Origin of the sequence: Mycoplasma sp. CSL10137, assembly GCF_017116845.1 — a bacterium.
In the GTDB taxonomy this organism is placed as follows: domain Bacteria; phylum Bacillota_I; class Bacilli_A; order Mycoplasmatales; family Metamycoplasmataceae; genus Mycoplasmopsis.
Map to the genome: position 1 here is coordinate 72,465 of NZ_JAFIRE010000001.1, position 18,784 is coordinate 91,248.

An 18,784-nucleotide genomic window follows, 5' to 3' on the forward strand; every position below is an offset into this window, starting at 1 on the left:
AGAATTATGAAAAAATATAAATCATTAATTATATTAGGATCATTAGTCAGTTTTGCATCAATTGCAACCGTTGTTTCTTGTTTTGCACCAAACACTAAAAAAGAGAGTGAAAAAGAAAAAAATGATAATCAATCTACAGAAGAAAATAAAGCAAATAGCAAAATAAACATTGCACTAATTGATAAATTATTAGAAAATAAATATATTACAGATTTTAACCAATTGAATAATAAAACAGAATTATTGTCTCAATTTAATAGTCAAAATTTAAATGTTAATAATGTTGAAATTATAAATTATGATTATGTAAACAATAAAATGAGCGCCAAGTTTACTTTTGAAAATCTGTCAACTAAAGAAGTTTTTAGTGTAGATAGAGAAATTAGCGGTTATAAAGATATTAATTTCGAAAACGAAATTCAAGATGTAAAAGAAAAAAATGATACCGAAATTGGAACTGATAACCAAAGAGTTATTAATATAAATGATAATTGAAGATTTGCTAAAATAAATGATGTCAACTCAGTTGAAGTTAAAAAAACTAATTTTGATGATTCGCATATGCTAAACGTTAATTTACCTCATGATTGATCAATTTATAATGATTTTAGTTCAACTATTTCAAATGAATGAGGTTCTTTAGAGGGCGGAAGTGCTTGATATAGAAAAGAATTAGATGTAAAACCAGAATGAAAGGATAAAGAAATAGAGATTCATTTTGGTGGTGTTTACATGGAATCTGAAGTTTATGTAAACGGACAATATATATCTACTTATCCTTCAGGATATCAAGAATTTAATTATAACATTGGTAAATATTTAGATTACTCTAAAGGTGCTAAGAATGTTATAACAGTAAAAGTAACAAACAAATCCGAATCATCAAGATGATATTCAGGTTCAGGTATTTATAGGGATGTCTCATTAAAAGTTACTGATAAATTACATTTACAAACATATGGTACACAAATTATCAATAATGATTTCGATGTTAACGACTTATCAAATGTTACAAGTAAAGCTATTTATACAATTAAAAATGACGATTCAAAAACAAGAACATTTAAAATTAAAAAAACTGTTTATAAATTCGGTGATGAAAAAACTATATTATTCACAAATCAAACTGAAGATGTCAACATAGACCCTAGCAGTTCAATTAAGTTAGAGACAGAGTTTAACGTTAATAATGTTCAATTGTGAGATACTAAAAATCCAAATTTATATTTATTAAAAACAGAAATTATTGAAAATGTAGATGGAAACGATATTGTTGTAGATCAAGAAACACAAAGATATGGATATAGAAAAATAGATTGAACATCTAATGATGGATTTAGTTTAAACGGAAAATGATTAAAATTCCATGGTGTTTCTATGCACCATGATCAAGGTGCGTTGGGTGCTGTTGCTAGTTATGACGCCATTTATCGTCAAATGAAAATTATGAAAGAAATGGGTGTTAATGCAATTCGTTCAACACATAACCCTGCAGATCAAAAATTAGTTCAAATTGCCGAAGAGTTAGGGTTATTATTTATTGATGAAGCATTTGATACTTGATATGGTGGTAAAAAAACAAATGACTATCATAGATTCTTCGAGCAACAAGCATTACATCCTGATGCAATTGAAGGTGAAACATGAGCAGAATTCGATGTTAAACAAATGGTGCGTTCAAAAATTAATTCACCTGCAATAATAATGTGGTCAATTGGTAATGAAATTGCTGAAGGTACACAAGCAAAAGGTGTTACAGTTGCAACCAATTTAGTTAAATGAATTAAAGAAGTAGATCAAACAAGATATGTAACATGAGGTTCAGATAGATATCGTTATGGTAACGGGCAAGATGCTAATATTGCTGCAGCTTCTGAAAAACTTGATGTTGTCGGAATGAACTATTCTGAAGCAAATGCTCCGACATTGCATAATCTCCATCCAAATTGAAAAATATATGGTTCTGAAACATCTTCAGCCGTACGTTCACGTGGTGTTTGATATGCACCTAACAGTTATGATAACGGAACCAACGCAAACAATTATTATGGAAAACAACAATCAGATTACGGAAATAACCGTGTAGGTTGAGGAAAAACAGCTACACAATCATGAAAATTTGATAGAGATAACAAATGATATGCCGGTCAATTTATTTGAACTGGATTTGATTATATTGGTGAACCTACTCCATGATGAGGTCAAAAAGGAGATGATAAACCAAAATCATCATATTTTGGTATTGTAGATACAGCTGGATTTCCTAAAAATGATTACTATTTATATCAATCACAATGATTAGATGTTAAAGAACATCCTATGGTTAAAATAGCTCCCCATTTAAATTTTGATAAACCAGAAATGAGAAATTTAGTTGTTAACCAAGATGGAACTTTAGATTTAAGAGTTTATTCTAATGCTAAAAAAGTTATTTTAAAAGCAGATGGTCAAGAAATAGCTACCAAAGAATTTGCTACATTACAAACAAACTACACTGACGAAAAAGGAAATCCGATTACTTATCAACAAGGTGCAAACGAAAATGAGTTATATTTAAAATTCCCTATTAAATACGATGAATTTAAAAACAAAACAATTACAGCTGAAGCATACGACTCAGAAAATAATTTAGTAGCAACAGACACTATTAAAAGAGCTTCTGCTCCGGTTAGAGTACAATTAAAACCTGAGAAAAATATTATTTTATCAAACGGCTATTCTTTATCTTATGTTCATGTTTCTGTAGTTGATGAAAATGGAATTGAAGATCCGAATGCTGATAATTTAATTAATTTTACAGTTGAAGGTGATGGTGAAATAGTCGGAGTTGATAATGGTGACGCTCTTACACGCGAAAGATATAAAGCGTATGAAGACGGAACTTGAAAAAGACATTTATTCAATGGTAAAGCGCTTGTTATTGTTAGATCTACAAATAAATCTGGTGAAATTACTTTAAATGCAAATTCAGAAAATCTAGAATCAACCCAAACAACAATTTTAACAGTTGAGTCTTTACCTAATACTGATACCATTATTCCACTTGCTCTAGATAAGAGAAAAATAACAATTAATTTATTTGAACAACCAAATTTAAATGATATTAATCTAATCTTATCTAACGGTACAAAAGTTAATGATAATATTGAGTGAGATATAACAAAACTAGATAACTCAAATACTGGCGAATACACAGTAACAGCTAATTATCAAGAAAAAACTTTTGATCTTAATGTTGAAGTTGTTGATTTATCTACATTATATAGACCAACAAAAACATATTTATCATATGTAAAAGGCGAAAAATTAGTTTTATCTAATTCTGTTTTAGTATTAAATAACTCAAATGAATTAGAACATAAAGAAGTGGTGTGAAATACCGAAAATATAAATGTAAACGAATTTGAACCAGGTCAAGAAATTGAAATTAATGGATATTTAAAAGATAATCCTCAAATTTTAACAAAAGCTTATTTAAGTGTATTGCCTGCTTTAACCGATGAAGTAGATACAGTAAAATCAAATAATAACACTGTAGAAATGGTTTATATTGGTACAAAATTATTAGACAATTTTGACAATGATACTAAAGAGTATACACTTGAATCGGAATATAAAAATGGATATCCTTTGATTGAAGTTATTCCTACTGATAAAAATGCAAAAGTTGAGCAATTAATAGTTGATATTGATGAATTTAATAGAGAATATATTATTTTAGTAACTGCACAAGATGGTAGTGTAAATATATTTAAGTATAAATATCATTTAAACTTAAATGATTATACTGAAGCATATTTAGATGTTTTACCAGTCATTGAAGGTCGTGGTAGATATGCAAAAATAGAATTAAGACTATCAAACGGTTCAATTATTACACAGGATCAATTAAGTAATATTCAAATTAAAACATTGGATCCAGAAGATAATAAATACTTTAGTTCTAAATCAAATGAAATTTATGCTTCAATTGCAAAAAATAATATATCAGTTTATGCCGAATTTACATATAAAGGTCAAAAAGTTAGAACACAAACAACTAATTTAATGATTTTAAAATCAAAAGAATCATCAAATATTGATTCATATAGTTCATTCAACTTAACTGTACAACGTGGTCAAGAAATAAGTCTACCAAATTACATAGAGAAAATGTATCAAGGTGATAAATTCCCAAGAAGACAAATTGTTGAATGAGATAATATTCCAAATACAGATCAAATGGGTGTATATTTAATTACTGGAACTATTGTCGAAACACAAGAACCGGTTTATGCTACAGTATCTATTTATGATTACGTAAAAGTTGAAGAAATTACACTAAATACTATTAAAGGTTTTGAACCATATCAATTACCAGACATTGTGCTTGTAACAGATAATTTAGGCAATAAAGTAACTAAAACAGTTACATGAGATAAATTTACTCAATCTAATCTAGAATCTTCTGAAGATTACTCAATTTTTGGAACAATTGATGGTGTTGAAGATTTAAAAGCTAAATTAAACATAAATGTTGTTCCGGAAAAAGAAGGAGATTATTTAAATATTTCTAAACAAGTAACTGGATTTGATTATCCTGCCGCAATTGCAAGTTTTACCAATGATATTGATCCTACTTCACAAGATAGAATCGAAAAAATAAACGATGGAATAGTAGAACCTAGAAACAATACTTCAAATAAATGATCTGATTGACAAAGAAACTCAACTAGAACATCTGATTGAGTAGGTACTATATTTGCACGTGGTGGAATTATTGGACCTGAAATGTTTGATCAACTTCAAGTTTGATTCGGTGAAGATGGTGGAGCCAAAGCACCTACAAATTATAAAATTCAAGTATTTGATCAACCAATAACAAATTTACCAAATGCTAATGGATTATCACATATTAGCGGATCAAATAGTAATTTAGCAGACGATTCATTATGAAAAGATGTTGAACTAAAAGAAAGTTCAACTATTACACCAAATAATGCTGCAGGTACAATATTTAATTTTGCAAAACCAGTTAAAGGTTATGCTTTAAGAATTAAAATGGATATTGTAAGAGGAAAACAAGGGTTATTAGTGTACGAATTCCAAGTAAATCGTAAAATACCAAAAGATAATAAACAAGGAGTTATTTTAACCAGAAATCTTTCGGCAAGAGTTTCGGATCAAAAAACTCCTATTGCAATTGCCGGCTTTACAAACGATGGAGCCGGATCAAATGATAGAGTACAATATTTAAATGATAATATTATTGAAACTCAACCTACAAGCATAAATAAATGATCTAATTGACAAAGAAATAAGAGAAATGAAGATTGAGTTGGTATTCTTCTTTCTGAAAATCAAACTAAAAGCGTAGACTCTCTTAGAGTATTCTTTGGTGTTGATGGTGGTTCAGGATTACCAAAAGAATATCATATAGAATACTTTGATCAACCAATAACTAATTTACCAAACGGTAACCAAGTTGGTCACATCGACGAACATAGAGATTCGAATTTATCAGATAGTTCGCTTTGAAAAGAAGTAGTATTAAAAAATAAACCTGAAGTAGCTTCTCTACCTTCAAACGATACTGAAGGAGCCTTATTCGAATTTGCAACTCCTGTAAATGCAACCGCAATTAGAATAAGAATGAAAACACCTGACAATAAAAATGGAGTTGTTGTCAGGGAATTAAGAGCGTTTAGAACAAGTTCTTTAGAAAGCGAAGCACAATTGCTCGATGTAAAAATTAAAGGAAAATATGTGGATGGTATTAATCTTGAACAAAAAGATTACTACATCGATGATAATGTTGATTTAAATGATATTATCATTCAAGTTAGTGAAGGTGCTAAGGTTATTAAATATATGGATCAATATTCTGTTGAATTTACAATAATTTCCGAAGATCTTTCTAAAACAAATACATACAAATTCACTAAACGTTCATTTGAAGTAAGAAACGAATTAATAAGAAGATATGAAAAATTAGTTCAAACATTGGAATCTAGAATTACACCTAATTTAAGTGTGACTAAATATACAATGGCTAAGTCATTAGTAGCTAAATTTAGATATCTTTCTAAAATACTAGAAACACCAATAAATGATTTAAGACAAATAATTTTAGATTTAGATCAAAATACACAAAAATAATTGAAAGGACTTTAAATTATGAGTAAAAAATATAGAAAAATTTTTACAAACCTAATGGCAGGTTCGATGCTTTTAGGTTCAGTTGCAACTATGGCAATGAGTTGCGGTAGTTCAACTAGCAAAGAAAAAGAAAAACCTAGTCCGGTTGCTCCTGAACAACCTTCTAATCCTGCTAAACCGGATACAAAAAATGACACACCTTCAGATTCTACAAATAATGATTCTAAAAACGAACTAAAATTAAGTTTAGATAAAGTTACTGAATATTTAAAAACTTTATCAGATGTTAAATATGTAGAATTGAGACAAGAATTAGAACAAGAATACCAAAGAGCAAATTCTATTTACTCTTCAAATAGCGTAGAAAATGATGTGTATGTATCTGCTAAAATAAATTTAGATAAAGCATATGAAAAAACTGTTGAAAATAAAAAATTAATCGATGATAAACCTACCAATGTTCCACCTGTAGAAGAAGATACAAAACAAGGTAAAGATGAAGAAGAAAAACCTGGAGGTGAAACAACAACTGAATCTGAAGATAAAACAAAAAACGAAAGCGCCGAGTCTGGTGAACAAACACCTAACAACGAAGACGAAACTAGTGCAAAAACAGACGAGGAATCTTCAAAAGAAAATCAAAAAGATAAAACAGAAGATAAAGGTTCTGAAAATGGTAAAACAAACACTGGATCTGAAGGCGAAAGTACTACCGGTGAATCTGAAGATAAAACAAAAGACGATGGTGATAAAACTGGAAAAGAAGCGTCCGATAATCAAGATGAAGATACATCAAAATCAGAAGATGAAACTACCACAGACGCAAATGTAGATTCAAATAAAGAAGGAACTTCAAAAGAAAAACAAGACGATAAAACAGAGGGTTCTGAAACTGGTAAAGCAGATACTGAATCTGAGGGTGAAGGTACTACCGGCGAATCTGAAGATAAAACAAAAGACGATAAAGGTGGCGAACAAACATCTAACAATAAAGATGAAACCACTGCAAAAACAGACAATGAATCTTCAAAAGAAAATCAAGGTGATAAAACAGAAAGTTCTGAAACTGGTAACGATCAAACAGGACCAGAAGATGCTAACATAGAAAAAACAACAGAAGATTCAATGAAAGAGTTGAATTATGAATATGTTGAAGTTAAAAAACTTTTATCAAATTCTAATGTTAATGAATATTTAAAAACTGCATATCCAGATTATACATTCAAAAAGTATGATGGTACTGATTTAGAAGAAAACAGACTGATCCAACACGGTGAATTAATAAAATTATTCGGTACAAAAGTAGAAGATAATAATAAAAAATATGCTTTAGTATCAATTCAATCTTCAGGTTTTGTTCCTGTTGATTTAAATAGCAATGAAAACTCGAATGTTTTATCTGGCAATACAAATATTGAACTAAACGTTGAAAAGTCATATTACGACTATACCGACAGTGTTCATCCAAATCAAAAAAGATCAACAGAATTACCTAAAATCTTTGATGGTATTAAAGTAGAATCATCAAGATGAGATAACTGAATTGATTATGGTTTAGACCAAAGTCATAATGTTTTCTATTTTAATAGAAAAAACGGTTCAAATGAGTCAAAAATTTTTGGTTTAAGAGCTTGAACTAGAGTTAGTGGTTTTAACCCTAGAAGAGGATGGGATGATTTTGATAAATATAATCATAACCAAAAGGTTGAACTACAAAACGGAAAAAGTATGTCACCTGAATGAATTAAAATTTATTCATCAAGCACAGGCGAAGAAGGTAGTTATAAATTAGTAACCGGGCAAAATAAAGTTAACGATTCTGAACTTTTCAAAATTAAAGTTGTTGATGGCTTTAGGTTAATTGACGAAACCGTAAATGTAGGAAATCTTAAAGAAACTAATAATATATATGGTGTAATAATAAACTTCCAACCTACAACTGATAAATACTTTAAATTTGAATTTGAAGCACCGACAATACCTAATTTAAAAGATCCTGAAGACCAAGAAAATCGTGTTTTTACAACAGATAAAGGATTTATAGGATTCTCAGAAATTGAGTTTATTGAATTGAAAAATGATATTAAATCAATTAATGATAAAGTACAGGCTAGCGAAAATGCATCAACATCATTTACTGCATTAGAACATTTTGGTGATTCATTTAAATTAAATATAGATAATAAAGAAGTTGAATTAAATGGTAACGAACAAACACTTTCAATACAAGTTCCAGAAGGTAAAACTTTTGAAGAAGTTTTCAAAACATTATTTGATCAATCAACTATTAAAAATAGTGACAATTCAAATTTACAAGAAGGAATATATACATTTGGTTATATAAGTGAAGTTACAACAAATGCTAAAACACAAAACGAAACTGGCGCAAAAGCAAAAATAGTTGTAACAGATGGTACTACAGAACACAAAAAAGAATTTACAATTAATTTGACTAAAGCAGAAGTTTCTACTCCTACAGAAGAAACAAATCAATAATTAAAAAATAACACTCCCATTTAAGGTGTGTTATTTTTATACAATAAAAATATCAAGCTCAAATAATAGCTTGATATTTATTTTATTTAATTACTTGAAGACAATCAACCTTGCTTAATTGCTTTTCGTAATGTTTCTTTATTTTTATAACCTTGATTGTGTCTATCGTTGTCTTTATTTCAATAAATGTATGCAAGTAGTTGATCGTTTCAATAATTACCTAATGATGTTCTATCTGATCTATTACCTGTAATGAATTCACGATTATATGCAAATCCACCGCCACTTCATCAGCTTTTTTTGTAAGCACCACTTTTTATTTTTTGGTTATCACTGAATTTATTTCAAAGGGTTGCTTTTGCGTTTTTTGCGCTTTCTCAAGCTTTTTCTAAACCACCAACAAATGTACCTTCAACATCTAAACCTGTGAAGTTTCAAAATTTACCACCAGTTGCACCTTTTTCAAATATTGCTCATAACATAATTGATGTTAGTCTAAAAATAGCTTTGTATTCTGGGTTATTTTTACTTTGGGTTAAATTATAATTATTTTGTGAAATTTTAGTAAACATTGATTTGAAAATTGGTTCAAAAATAGCTTTAATTAATTCTTCGGTTCTACCAACTACATTAAATATGTTTTCATCAAATGAAAAACCATATGTTTTAGATTGATCATTATTTTGGTTATTGTTTGTGTTTGTGTTGCTTGATCCGTTGTTTTGTTTATCTTTAAATAAGAAACCAAGCATATTATAAATACCTGTAGTGTTTTCAAAGTCACTACTTTCAAATAATCTATTTATAAATTCAACATAAATTGATTCATTAAATGAGCTTGTTAATAATCTAATTTTACTTGCTTGGTTTAAAATCTTTTTAAATGATATTGAATTCATATCGTCTGTAAGAATAAATGATAAAGCGCCATCCATAATTTTTTGTTTTACTTGTTGTGGAGTTGCCTTTGTAAAATCTAAATTTCTTAAGTTATCATATATTTTATCTATTATTGTGTTAAATAAAGTATCATTTGATATTCATGCTAAAGTTTTTTGTATTATATGTTCTATTACAACTTCATCTCTATTTTGGTTTAAATTAAATCCTGATTCTTTAAATTTTATTATTGCCAATTTAGTTATACCTTTTATAAAGTCAACATTACCATTTTGTGAAACACTTGCTTTGAATCAATTTTTAAACTTTTGCTTCATTTGCTCAGCATTGTTAGAATGTAATAAAACATTAACCGCTTCTAATCATGTTGTTTTATTTTCGTATTTTTTTGCATTATCAATAATATTATCAAGAATTAAAGTCAATAAATCTCTTAAATCCGGATTTTTAATAAATGTTATTATAGTATTGTTTATTAATTTATTTAATTCTTCATCATTTCTACCGGTAATTAAAGCTGATAGATTTATATCATTTATTGTTTTTCTAATTTTTTCTTCATTATTTAAGAAGTTTGTTAGTAATTGTTTAACTAAACTTTTTAGACCTTCTTTGTTTTCTTGCATTAATGAATCGTTTAATATTTTAGAAACTAGACCAAACGAAGTTGGGTTAACCTTAGCTATCATTTTGTCTTTAATTTTTTGACTTAATTGGCCTAAATTTTCGGATTCTTCGAATGCTTCAGTTGTCGCATCAATTAATTTAGAATTAATTTCTATTCGTTTAAAGAAATCTCCTAAACCATTTGTGAAGTTTTCTATAAATGTGTTAATAGGTTCATCAGCTTTAACTTCTAAATAATTCATAGCTTTATTTATTATTTTTTTAATAGGTTCTCTTAAATTATTTGAACTTAAAGCGTTTTCGAATATCTTTTGTATTTTTTCTTTAAATTTAGTTTTTCTTTGCTCATCCTTTAAGTATTCTTTTGTTATATTTACAAATGAAGTATTATTGATATCATTATTACTTTCAAAAAAGAATTTAACTATATCATTTACAACTTCTTTTAGATTGTTAGTTTTAACTGTATTATTTATTAATCTTATAAAGTCTTCTTCAGAAATAAAGTTTTCCGAGATGAATGAAGCTTTATTAGTTCCTTCTAATGCACCTCAAATAATAGAACCTATATCGATTTTATCTACGGCCAAGTTAAATATGTTATTAATAATTTGTATTTTATTTTCTTTATTGCTTCCTATTTGTACTTTTAAAGTATTTAATACAGAAAGAATTTTAGCTTCGATATTTTTGTAATTTGTGAATTTTTTAATGTTTTCAATTGCATCAGATATAAATTCACTTACGTTAAATTGAATAGTTCCGTTAGTTCCTAGCTGTTTAATTCCTGATTCAATAAATGAATTAAATATATTGAAATTATTGTTTGATTCTTTAATTATTGTTAGTAATCACCCGATTGAATTTATTTTATCGTTATCTGTTGTTATGTTTTCAAATAATTTAGTTTTAATGTCATCAGGTAATTTTTTATCAAGAATATTTTTTACTATAGTTTTAAAATTTTCATTTTCTAATAGTTTTTTAGTTAATTTATCAAATAAATCTTTAATAGGTGTTTTTAAGTTTTCATTTGAGAAAATAGATTTTATTAAATCTTGATAATTGTCAGCGTTTTTAAATATAAATAAATTTGTTAAACTTCCCCTAATAATAGAAGTTAAACTAGTTTTTATGCTTTCTTCTTTTAAAACTTCTTTAATAATTGTTTTAAGTTTTTCTTCGTTATTTGTATTTACAAGAACTTGATCTTTGTTAACAAGAGAAATTATAGTACTTATTCAAGAATCATTTTCTTTAAATTTATCATATATTTTTTCGAATATCTCTACTACTATTTCTTTGTTATTTTCGATAGAACTAAAGTTATTAAATAATGCTTTAACAAACTTGTAATCAGCTAAATCGAACTTAGAAATAATATTTGTTTTAATTGATTCAACAAATTGTTTTAAAGTTGCGCTTGAAGACAATTGATTAATAATTGTCTCTATAATATTATTATATAAATCAACTTCTTTTAGATACGGAACAATATTGCTTGCAATATTGTAAACAAAACTATTTGATTCACTACCTTGTATAGTTATTTGATTATTCTTTAATACATTATTTAATAAAGAATTAATAAAGTTTGTTGTTGTACTATTTTTTGAAATTCTTTCTAAAGCACCAGGTAAGTTATTTTTAAAATGATTTTTAATTGTTTCTTTATTAAACAATTCTTGAATTAGTTTAAATGGATTATTTAAATTGTTTAGTCAGGAAGTATCATTTAATAATTCAGGAACTACCACGTTTAGTGTATCGTTTATAAAATCATCTTTTAATACTGTTCCTACCATTTTCTTAAACAAATTAAGGTCTAAGTATTTAGTAACGCTAGGATCATTTATTTTATCAATTTGAGAGTTTACTATTAATTCAATAACACCTTTTTTATTTAGGCCAATAAATAATTGCTTAACAATTTTAATTATAGCTTCTTTGTGTGGTTGAATATTTGAAGAATTTAAAATTCCATCAACAAACGATTTAGGTTGTTGTGTAATTTTTGATTTTATTAGTTCGACAATATCGTTTGGTAATTTAGTTAGTTTTTCTATTGTATTTTCACTATTTTGACTAAATACTTCTTTGATTTTATCGAATATTTCACTTGATAAATTATTAAGTATATCTGAAGATTTGAAGAAATCTTTTAGATTGTTTGAAACATAATCTATAAATGAATTAATACCTTCATCGGTTGTTTCAACTCCATTTTTATTCAATAAACTAATTAATAATTGTTTTAGTGCGTCTTTGAAACTTACTTCATTTGAAAGGTCACTAAACATTAGGTTTAGTTCTGATTTTATTTCATTGAAGTTCACTAATTCGAAAAGTTTTGAAATTAATCCTTGATATGATTTTACTGATTCAAATTGATTGATATTATTTACTAATTTTGTAATTGAATTATTAATTATGTTGTGTAAATGTTGATTTCTAAGTATCAATTTTAAAATGTTACTTAAATCATTAATGTTTACATAATTTTCTATTTTTTCTCTTGTTGAAGAAGATATATTATTGAATAAATCATCTATAAATGTTCCTTTTGAGAATTTAATTATTAGATTTTTAATTATTGTTTTTATATCTTCTTTATGATTTTTGAATAAAGAAGAAGAAACGAGCGCTTTAATTAAATCGACAGCTTTTGTTTCGCCGTTATTACCGCTAAAAATATTTTTAAGACTAGATACAAATGTATTTAAAAGTGAAGTTACATTAAAGTTAATTCCATTTGTTTGAAGTTGATTGTAAATCAATTCAAAACTTAAATCGCTTAATTTTATTTTTTCATCGATTATATCTAATATATCTACAACGCTCTTTGCTAATTCTGCTTTATTATTAACCCCGTTTAAATATGGAGCTATAAAATCTTTTTCAAATATTTTTTTCAGTGCTTCTGTTAATACTCGTTTAATAGAATCTTTTTGGATTATTGAAGATAATATAGCATTAGTTTCTTCTTTTATTTCATCTTTTAAACCGTTTATAGAAAATACTTTTTTAATTAAGTCATTTATATTTGTTGAATTTTTAATTGAATCAATATTGTCTAATATTTTTTCTATTACTTTTTTAATTACTTCTTTTGTGTTTGTGTTATTTACTATTTCTTTTATTGTGGAAACTATTAAATCTTTATCAATACCTATTGAACTAGATATTTTGTTTAGATTAATAGAATTTAAAAACGCAATACTTTTTTCATCTGTTAGATAGTTATTTAGGGCATTCTCTAATACTTTTTTAATTCATTCTTTTTGATTTTGTACAAATTTAGAATTTAAAATTGATTTTATTATTGTGAAATAGTTATTTTTAACTGCATTTGTTAAGTTATTTATTAATACTTCTTTTAATGAATTGAAATTATTAATTAAACTAGCTTGTTCTTGAGTTATATTTAGTAATTGATCTAATATCGAATTATTAACGTTAGAATTATTTATATCAAACAACAATTCTTTAAATTCATTTAATTTTTCTTCATTTAATTTCTGTGAATCATCAATTAATTTTGCATCTTTTAAAGCATCATTTATTATATCTTTGAAAATTTGTATGTTGTCTAGTAATGTGGTTGAAATAAATTTGAATACTTGGATTGAATAATTAAAATCAGAATTAATTGTATTTGATTTAAATAATCTTGATATTAATTCATCTAAATGGTTATTAACTAATGTATTTAAATTATTTTTTAAATTATTTGTTAATGTTTGGATTCTTTGTTCGAAATTAAATTCATTATTACCTTCTGATTTAGTGAATGTAATCAAACTATCTAAAACGTTTTCTACAAGACCTAAATCTTTAAATATTGTAAATCCATCAGTTATTAAATTGGAAATGAATATATTTGTTTTATTTTGATCATAAATTTTTGGATAATTAAGTTGAACATATTTTGAAATAGTATTTGCGATTATTGTTTTGATTTCATTTTGATTTGTAGCACTTGTTAAAAAATTGATTATATTTTGTTTGAGGTTACTATCTGTTGCTAAACTATTCAATGCAATAGAGATAATGTTATTAATATCATTTGCATTTTGTAACTGATCAGTACTATCAATCACTTTATTAAATGAATTAATAATAATTTCCTTGAAAGTATCATTATTAATTAATAAGTTAACAAACAATTTTAAGTCTTGGTCTGAAATATATTTATTTAGAGTATTTTTATATTCACTCGGAAGATTGTTTAATATAAAATCTACATATGTATTATTTTCTTTTAAATAGTTATATATATTATTAAAAATAATTTTTATATCTTCTTTATTTTTGCTTGCAAAATCTTTTGAAATATCTTTTATGAAATTAAATAATGTTGTACTTATATTTTCTTTATTGAACTTATCTTTAAGTTTATTAATTAATATTTCAATAATATCATTTATATTTTCTTTATTTTGATTTTTATATTCATTTAAAGAATCGAACAATAATGTTATTAGATTGAATTTATCAATTTGTGTAATTAAAGAAGAACTTAAATCTGTTAGTAATTGTTTTTTGTTTTTTACATTTTTAAATAATCAAGAAATTTCTTGGTTACTAATTTGAGAATCTATAATATTAGAAATTAATTTTTTAAATACATCATCTTTTTTTATAGTTTTGAAAAGATTTTCGAAACTATCTTTGATATTATTAACTTCTAATTTCTTAACTGCGATATTAAATATATCGTAAAAATTATGAATATTTGAAATTTCTTTTGAATTATTAAATATAAGATCTAATGATTTTTCGTATATATTTTTAAAGTTTTGATCTTTTGCTACTTTTAGTATAAATTGTTTTAACTCTGTTTTTTGAATCCCTAAAGCACTTTCTGGAAGTACAAATTCTAATGTTGAATCTAAATCATTTGTAATGAATGTCTTTATTAATGATTTAACAAGTTCCAAAGAAAGAGTTCCGTTTTCGTTTGAAAATAGATTGGTTTTTAATATTGTTTTATATAATTCCACATCACTAAAGTTAAAACTATTTTTAATTGTAGTTAAAATGCCATTTGTAACTTCATTTAAGTCGTTTGACTGTGTAAGTAATTTAATGAAATTATCTATTAAAGAGTCAAAAGTATTAGTTGCTTCGAGAGTGTCTAAAATACTTGGAACAATATTTTTTATTACTGGTTTGTATTTTTCATCAATGTTATATTTTGTATTTTTGCTTAATTCAATTATTACTTTTGTTATTGTTTTATTATAATCACCAGATTTAATAATTTCTTTAATTAAAGGTTTTGCATCTTGGTTGAGCAAAGTTTTAAATGTAGCATCCTTTAACAGAGCGTTGGCTAAGCTTGTGATTGAACTGAAGTTATTGATTTGATTACTATTAGAAATATAGATTTTAACTAAATCTTGAATTATTAAACTAAAGTTTGCTGAAGAAAATACTTTTGATATTATTTTACTTATCTCATCTTTTTCAACATATTTTGAAATTTCAGGTTTAACTAAATATGTTTCTAATAAATTATTTATAAGATTTTGTAATGTTCCGTTTTTTGTTAATTTATTAACAATAACGCTAACTATTAACGAAACACCTTCTTTATTATTTGTTACATAGTCTTTTTGAATTACTTCTTTAAATATTTCAAAACCTTTTTCATTTAGTATTTTATTAATCTCTATTGAAATTAAATTTGGCAACTCATTTAATTTTTCGATTGTGTTTGCGTTTTGTTCTTTAGCTTTTTTAATTTGATCAAAGATAACGTCTATTAAACTTTCGATGAGTTGTGTTTGTTTGAGGATGTTTCCGAAATCACTAGAAAATCCTTGAATGAAGTTTATTACACTAGGACTAGAATCTATGTTTTCGACGTGTGCAAAATCAGTTAATATTTGTTTAATTGTTTGTGCTAGTTCAGGATCATTTCATAAGTTAGTGAAAGTTGCTTTTAATTCTTTTTTAAACTTGTCTTCGTTAACGTTTTGTAATATTTGAACAACTAGTTCATTATAATTTTTTACGGTTTCAAAATTGTTAGAATTATCAATCAATGAATTTAATGTATCCTTAACTAAATTATTGAATGAATCTTGCTTGAAGAATAAGTTCACTATCTTACTAAATGATTGATCTGATATATATTCGCCTATCATTGTTTGAGATATTAACGGATACATTAAGTTAGAAGCATTCTTCAATTTAGACTTATCTAAAATATTGTTAATCAAGTTTTTAGATAAATCTTTATGGTTTTTCACTAAATTAGATTTAAATATTTGGTTAATTAGGGTTATTATTGATTTTTCTTGATTATTATCATCAGAAATTTTTGAAACGGCCCCTAAAAATGAATTAGATAATAATTCCTGAATTTTATCAAATCCATAGCTAGGGAATGAATTAAGAGATATTGATACAAAATTTTCAATTATTTTATGTTGAGTATCAATTTCGTTTATCAAATCAATTAAGTCTGTTGTAACTGAAATAATTTCACTTTTAGTTATATTTGTTGTTAATTCATTTTTTTCAAGAATGTTAAAAATTAAACTACTAAATAAAGAATTTAATGCAGGATTTTTTAATAATTCTTTAAAAATATTTGAAATTTTAGAAGCAATTTTAGTATTTGTATTTTCGTCAGAGATGAATGCTAGTATTAATTGGTTTATATTTTCAAGGTTACTAAATTTTTCGGGGTGATTTGCAAATAAATCTATAGCATCATTTAAAATTTCATTAAAATCATTCGATTTAAATATTGAATTAATTATTTGTGTGATTTGTTCTTTTGAAATATTATAAGTTGATAAAAATTTATCAAATGAACCAGTTAGAGCTGAAAAAATATCATTACCATATCTATTTAAAAGATTTTTTACGATATATTTTAAAGTTGCTCCGAATTCAGTTCTTTGTTCTTGGGTTAAATCTGTTTTTGCAATTATTGAAATAATTTTAGGAATATTATTAACATTTAATACCACTTCCATAAAAGTATGACCAAGATTTTCTAAATTTAATTCATTTTTGTCTCTTAGTATTGCTAGAGAATTTTCTAAATCTGTAACTATACTAGAAATTAATTGAGAATTAATAATATTATTAACAATATTATCTAAAATAGTTTGGTTGTTAGAATTTGTAGAATTTAAAAAGTTGCTTAATCTATGTTCAGGATCTAATTCGTTATATAAGGTATTATTGGAAATAAATTCTATAATTTCTTTAGCAATAAAACTAAATTCTTGTGTTAATACACCTATTTTTACTCCAAAGTTTCTTGGGTTTCTATTTAAATCATTTTCCAATTCTTCTTGATTTTTGTTATCTAAATAACTTTCAGAGGAATTTCCAAATACTTCTTGATCGGATTGAACCGCTTCAATTTGATAGTTTGTTGTCTTAGCATCTTTTTCTAAATAATCATTGTCAAAATTGTAATTTTGATAATCTTCTGTATTTAAAGTAGGATGAGTGATTTTTAAGTATAAATCCATTGCCATTTTTTTGTATCCATAATTATTTGGGTGGATATCTAAAAATAATGAATTTAATTTAGATTTATTTACTGTTCAATAATTGTTATTAAACACATCCACATAATTAACTCCATTAGAATCAGCGACACTCTTAATAGCGTCATTTATTAGTGAGGTTAATAAACTAATAGGTGATATGTCTAAATTTTGTCCGATTGATTTTGTTATGAAATCAGTAATTATTTGATCTAACTGTAAAAATGGTGAAGGGTATGAAACGATATTAATATTAGCCTTTGGTGCCATTACTTTTAAGTTGGCTAAGAAAGTTGTTAATCTTTTTTTAAGTTCAGGAATTGAATCTTTAAAGATGTTATTGAAAAATACTAATGAATCTCCGATAATTGGTTTTTTATCAATAAAACTTTTAATAATTTTTGTTATATCATATTTAGTTGCTGATTTAAATAATAAATAAAACAAATCATTAGCACCTAAGGTTAAAGTAATCAAGTTAGCATTCTCTAATTTATTTTTAATTTCTTCTTTATTACCTAATTTAATATTTGATTGATAAGTTGAATCAAATTCTATATCGAAAAATTTAATTCAATCAATTATTTGTGAACCTGAGTGTGCAAAATTATCAAAACTTTCAACACGACCATTAAAATTTAATAAACGAGCTAAATAAGCAGGGTATGATAATCCTTCTATATTTCCGTTTTGATAATTTCCTTTTAATATTTCTGGTGTAGAAGCATCAAACCCTTCTGTAACAGAGTCACCAATTGCAACATATTTAATTTTTTGGTTTTTATCAATAAAGTTTTTTGAAACTTTACGTAGTATTTTTGTGCTTTCTGAAATTGATTTATTACCATTTTGAGAATTACTTTCTTCATTTGGTTTTGGTAAGTATGGCTCTATAACCAAAGGTTCTTTTGAAGAAATATTGTTCTTTTCTTTAATTTTCTCATATAAGTCTTTACCACCACTTTGCAATTCTTTATCAGAACCAGGCGCTTTACATGCAACAACTACTCCTGCACTTAATACTAAAGCCATAGCTGTACCGAAAATTAATTTCTTATTTTTTTTCATAATTATCCTTTCAGATTGTTTATTATATTATATATAAT

At 25.6% G+C, this 18,784-nt stretch carries 3 protein-coding genes; 2 read left to right on the forward strand and 1 reads right to left on the reverse strand.

Annotated elements, in window-relative coordinates; translation table 4 throughout:
* Positions 1–6: 6 nt before the first annotated feature.
* Both JXZ92_RS04025 and JXZ92_RS00265 read left to right on the forward strand, forming a co-directional pair.
* Positions 7–6,138, forward strand: coding sequence for a glycoside hydrolase family 2 TIM barrel-domain containing protein (locus tag JXZ92_RS04025; RefSeq protein WP_205851753.1), 6,132 nt, complete (start codon positions 7–9; stop codon positions 6,136–6,138).
* Positions 6,139–6,156: 18 nt separating this feature from the next.
* A complete protein-coding gene (locus JXZ92_RS00265; protein ID WP_205851755.1) occupies positions 6,157–8,634 on the forward strand; it encodes a hypothetical protein in 2,478 nt (825 codons plus the stop codon).
* Between the two features lie 86 nt (positions 8,635–8,720).
* Here the strand turns inward: JXZ92_RS00265 and JXZ92_RS00270 are convergent, their stop codons facing one another.
* A complete protein-coding gene (locus JXZ92_RS00270; protein ID WP_205851757.1) occupies positions 8,721–18,746 on the reverse strand; it encodes a GDSL-type esterase/lipase family protein in 10,026 nt (3,341 codons plus the stop codon).
* Positions 18,747–18,784 lie beyond the last annotated feature (38 nt).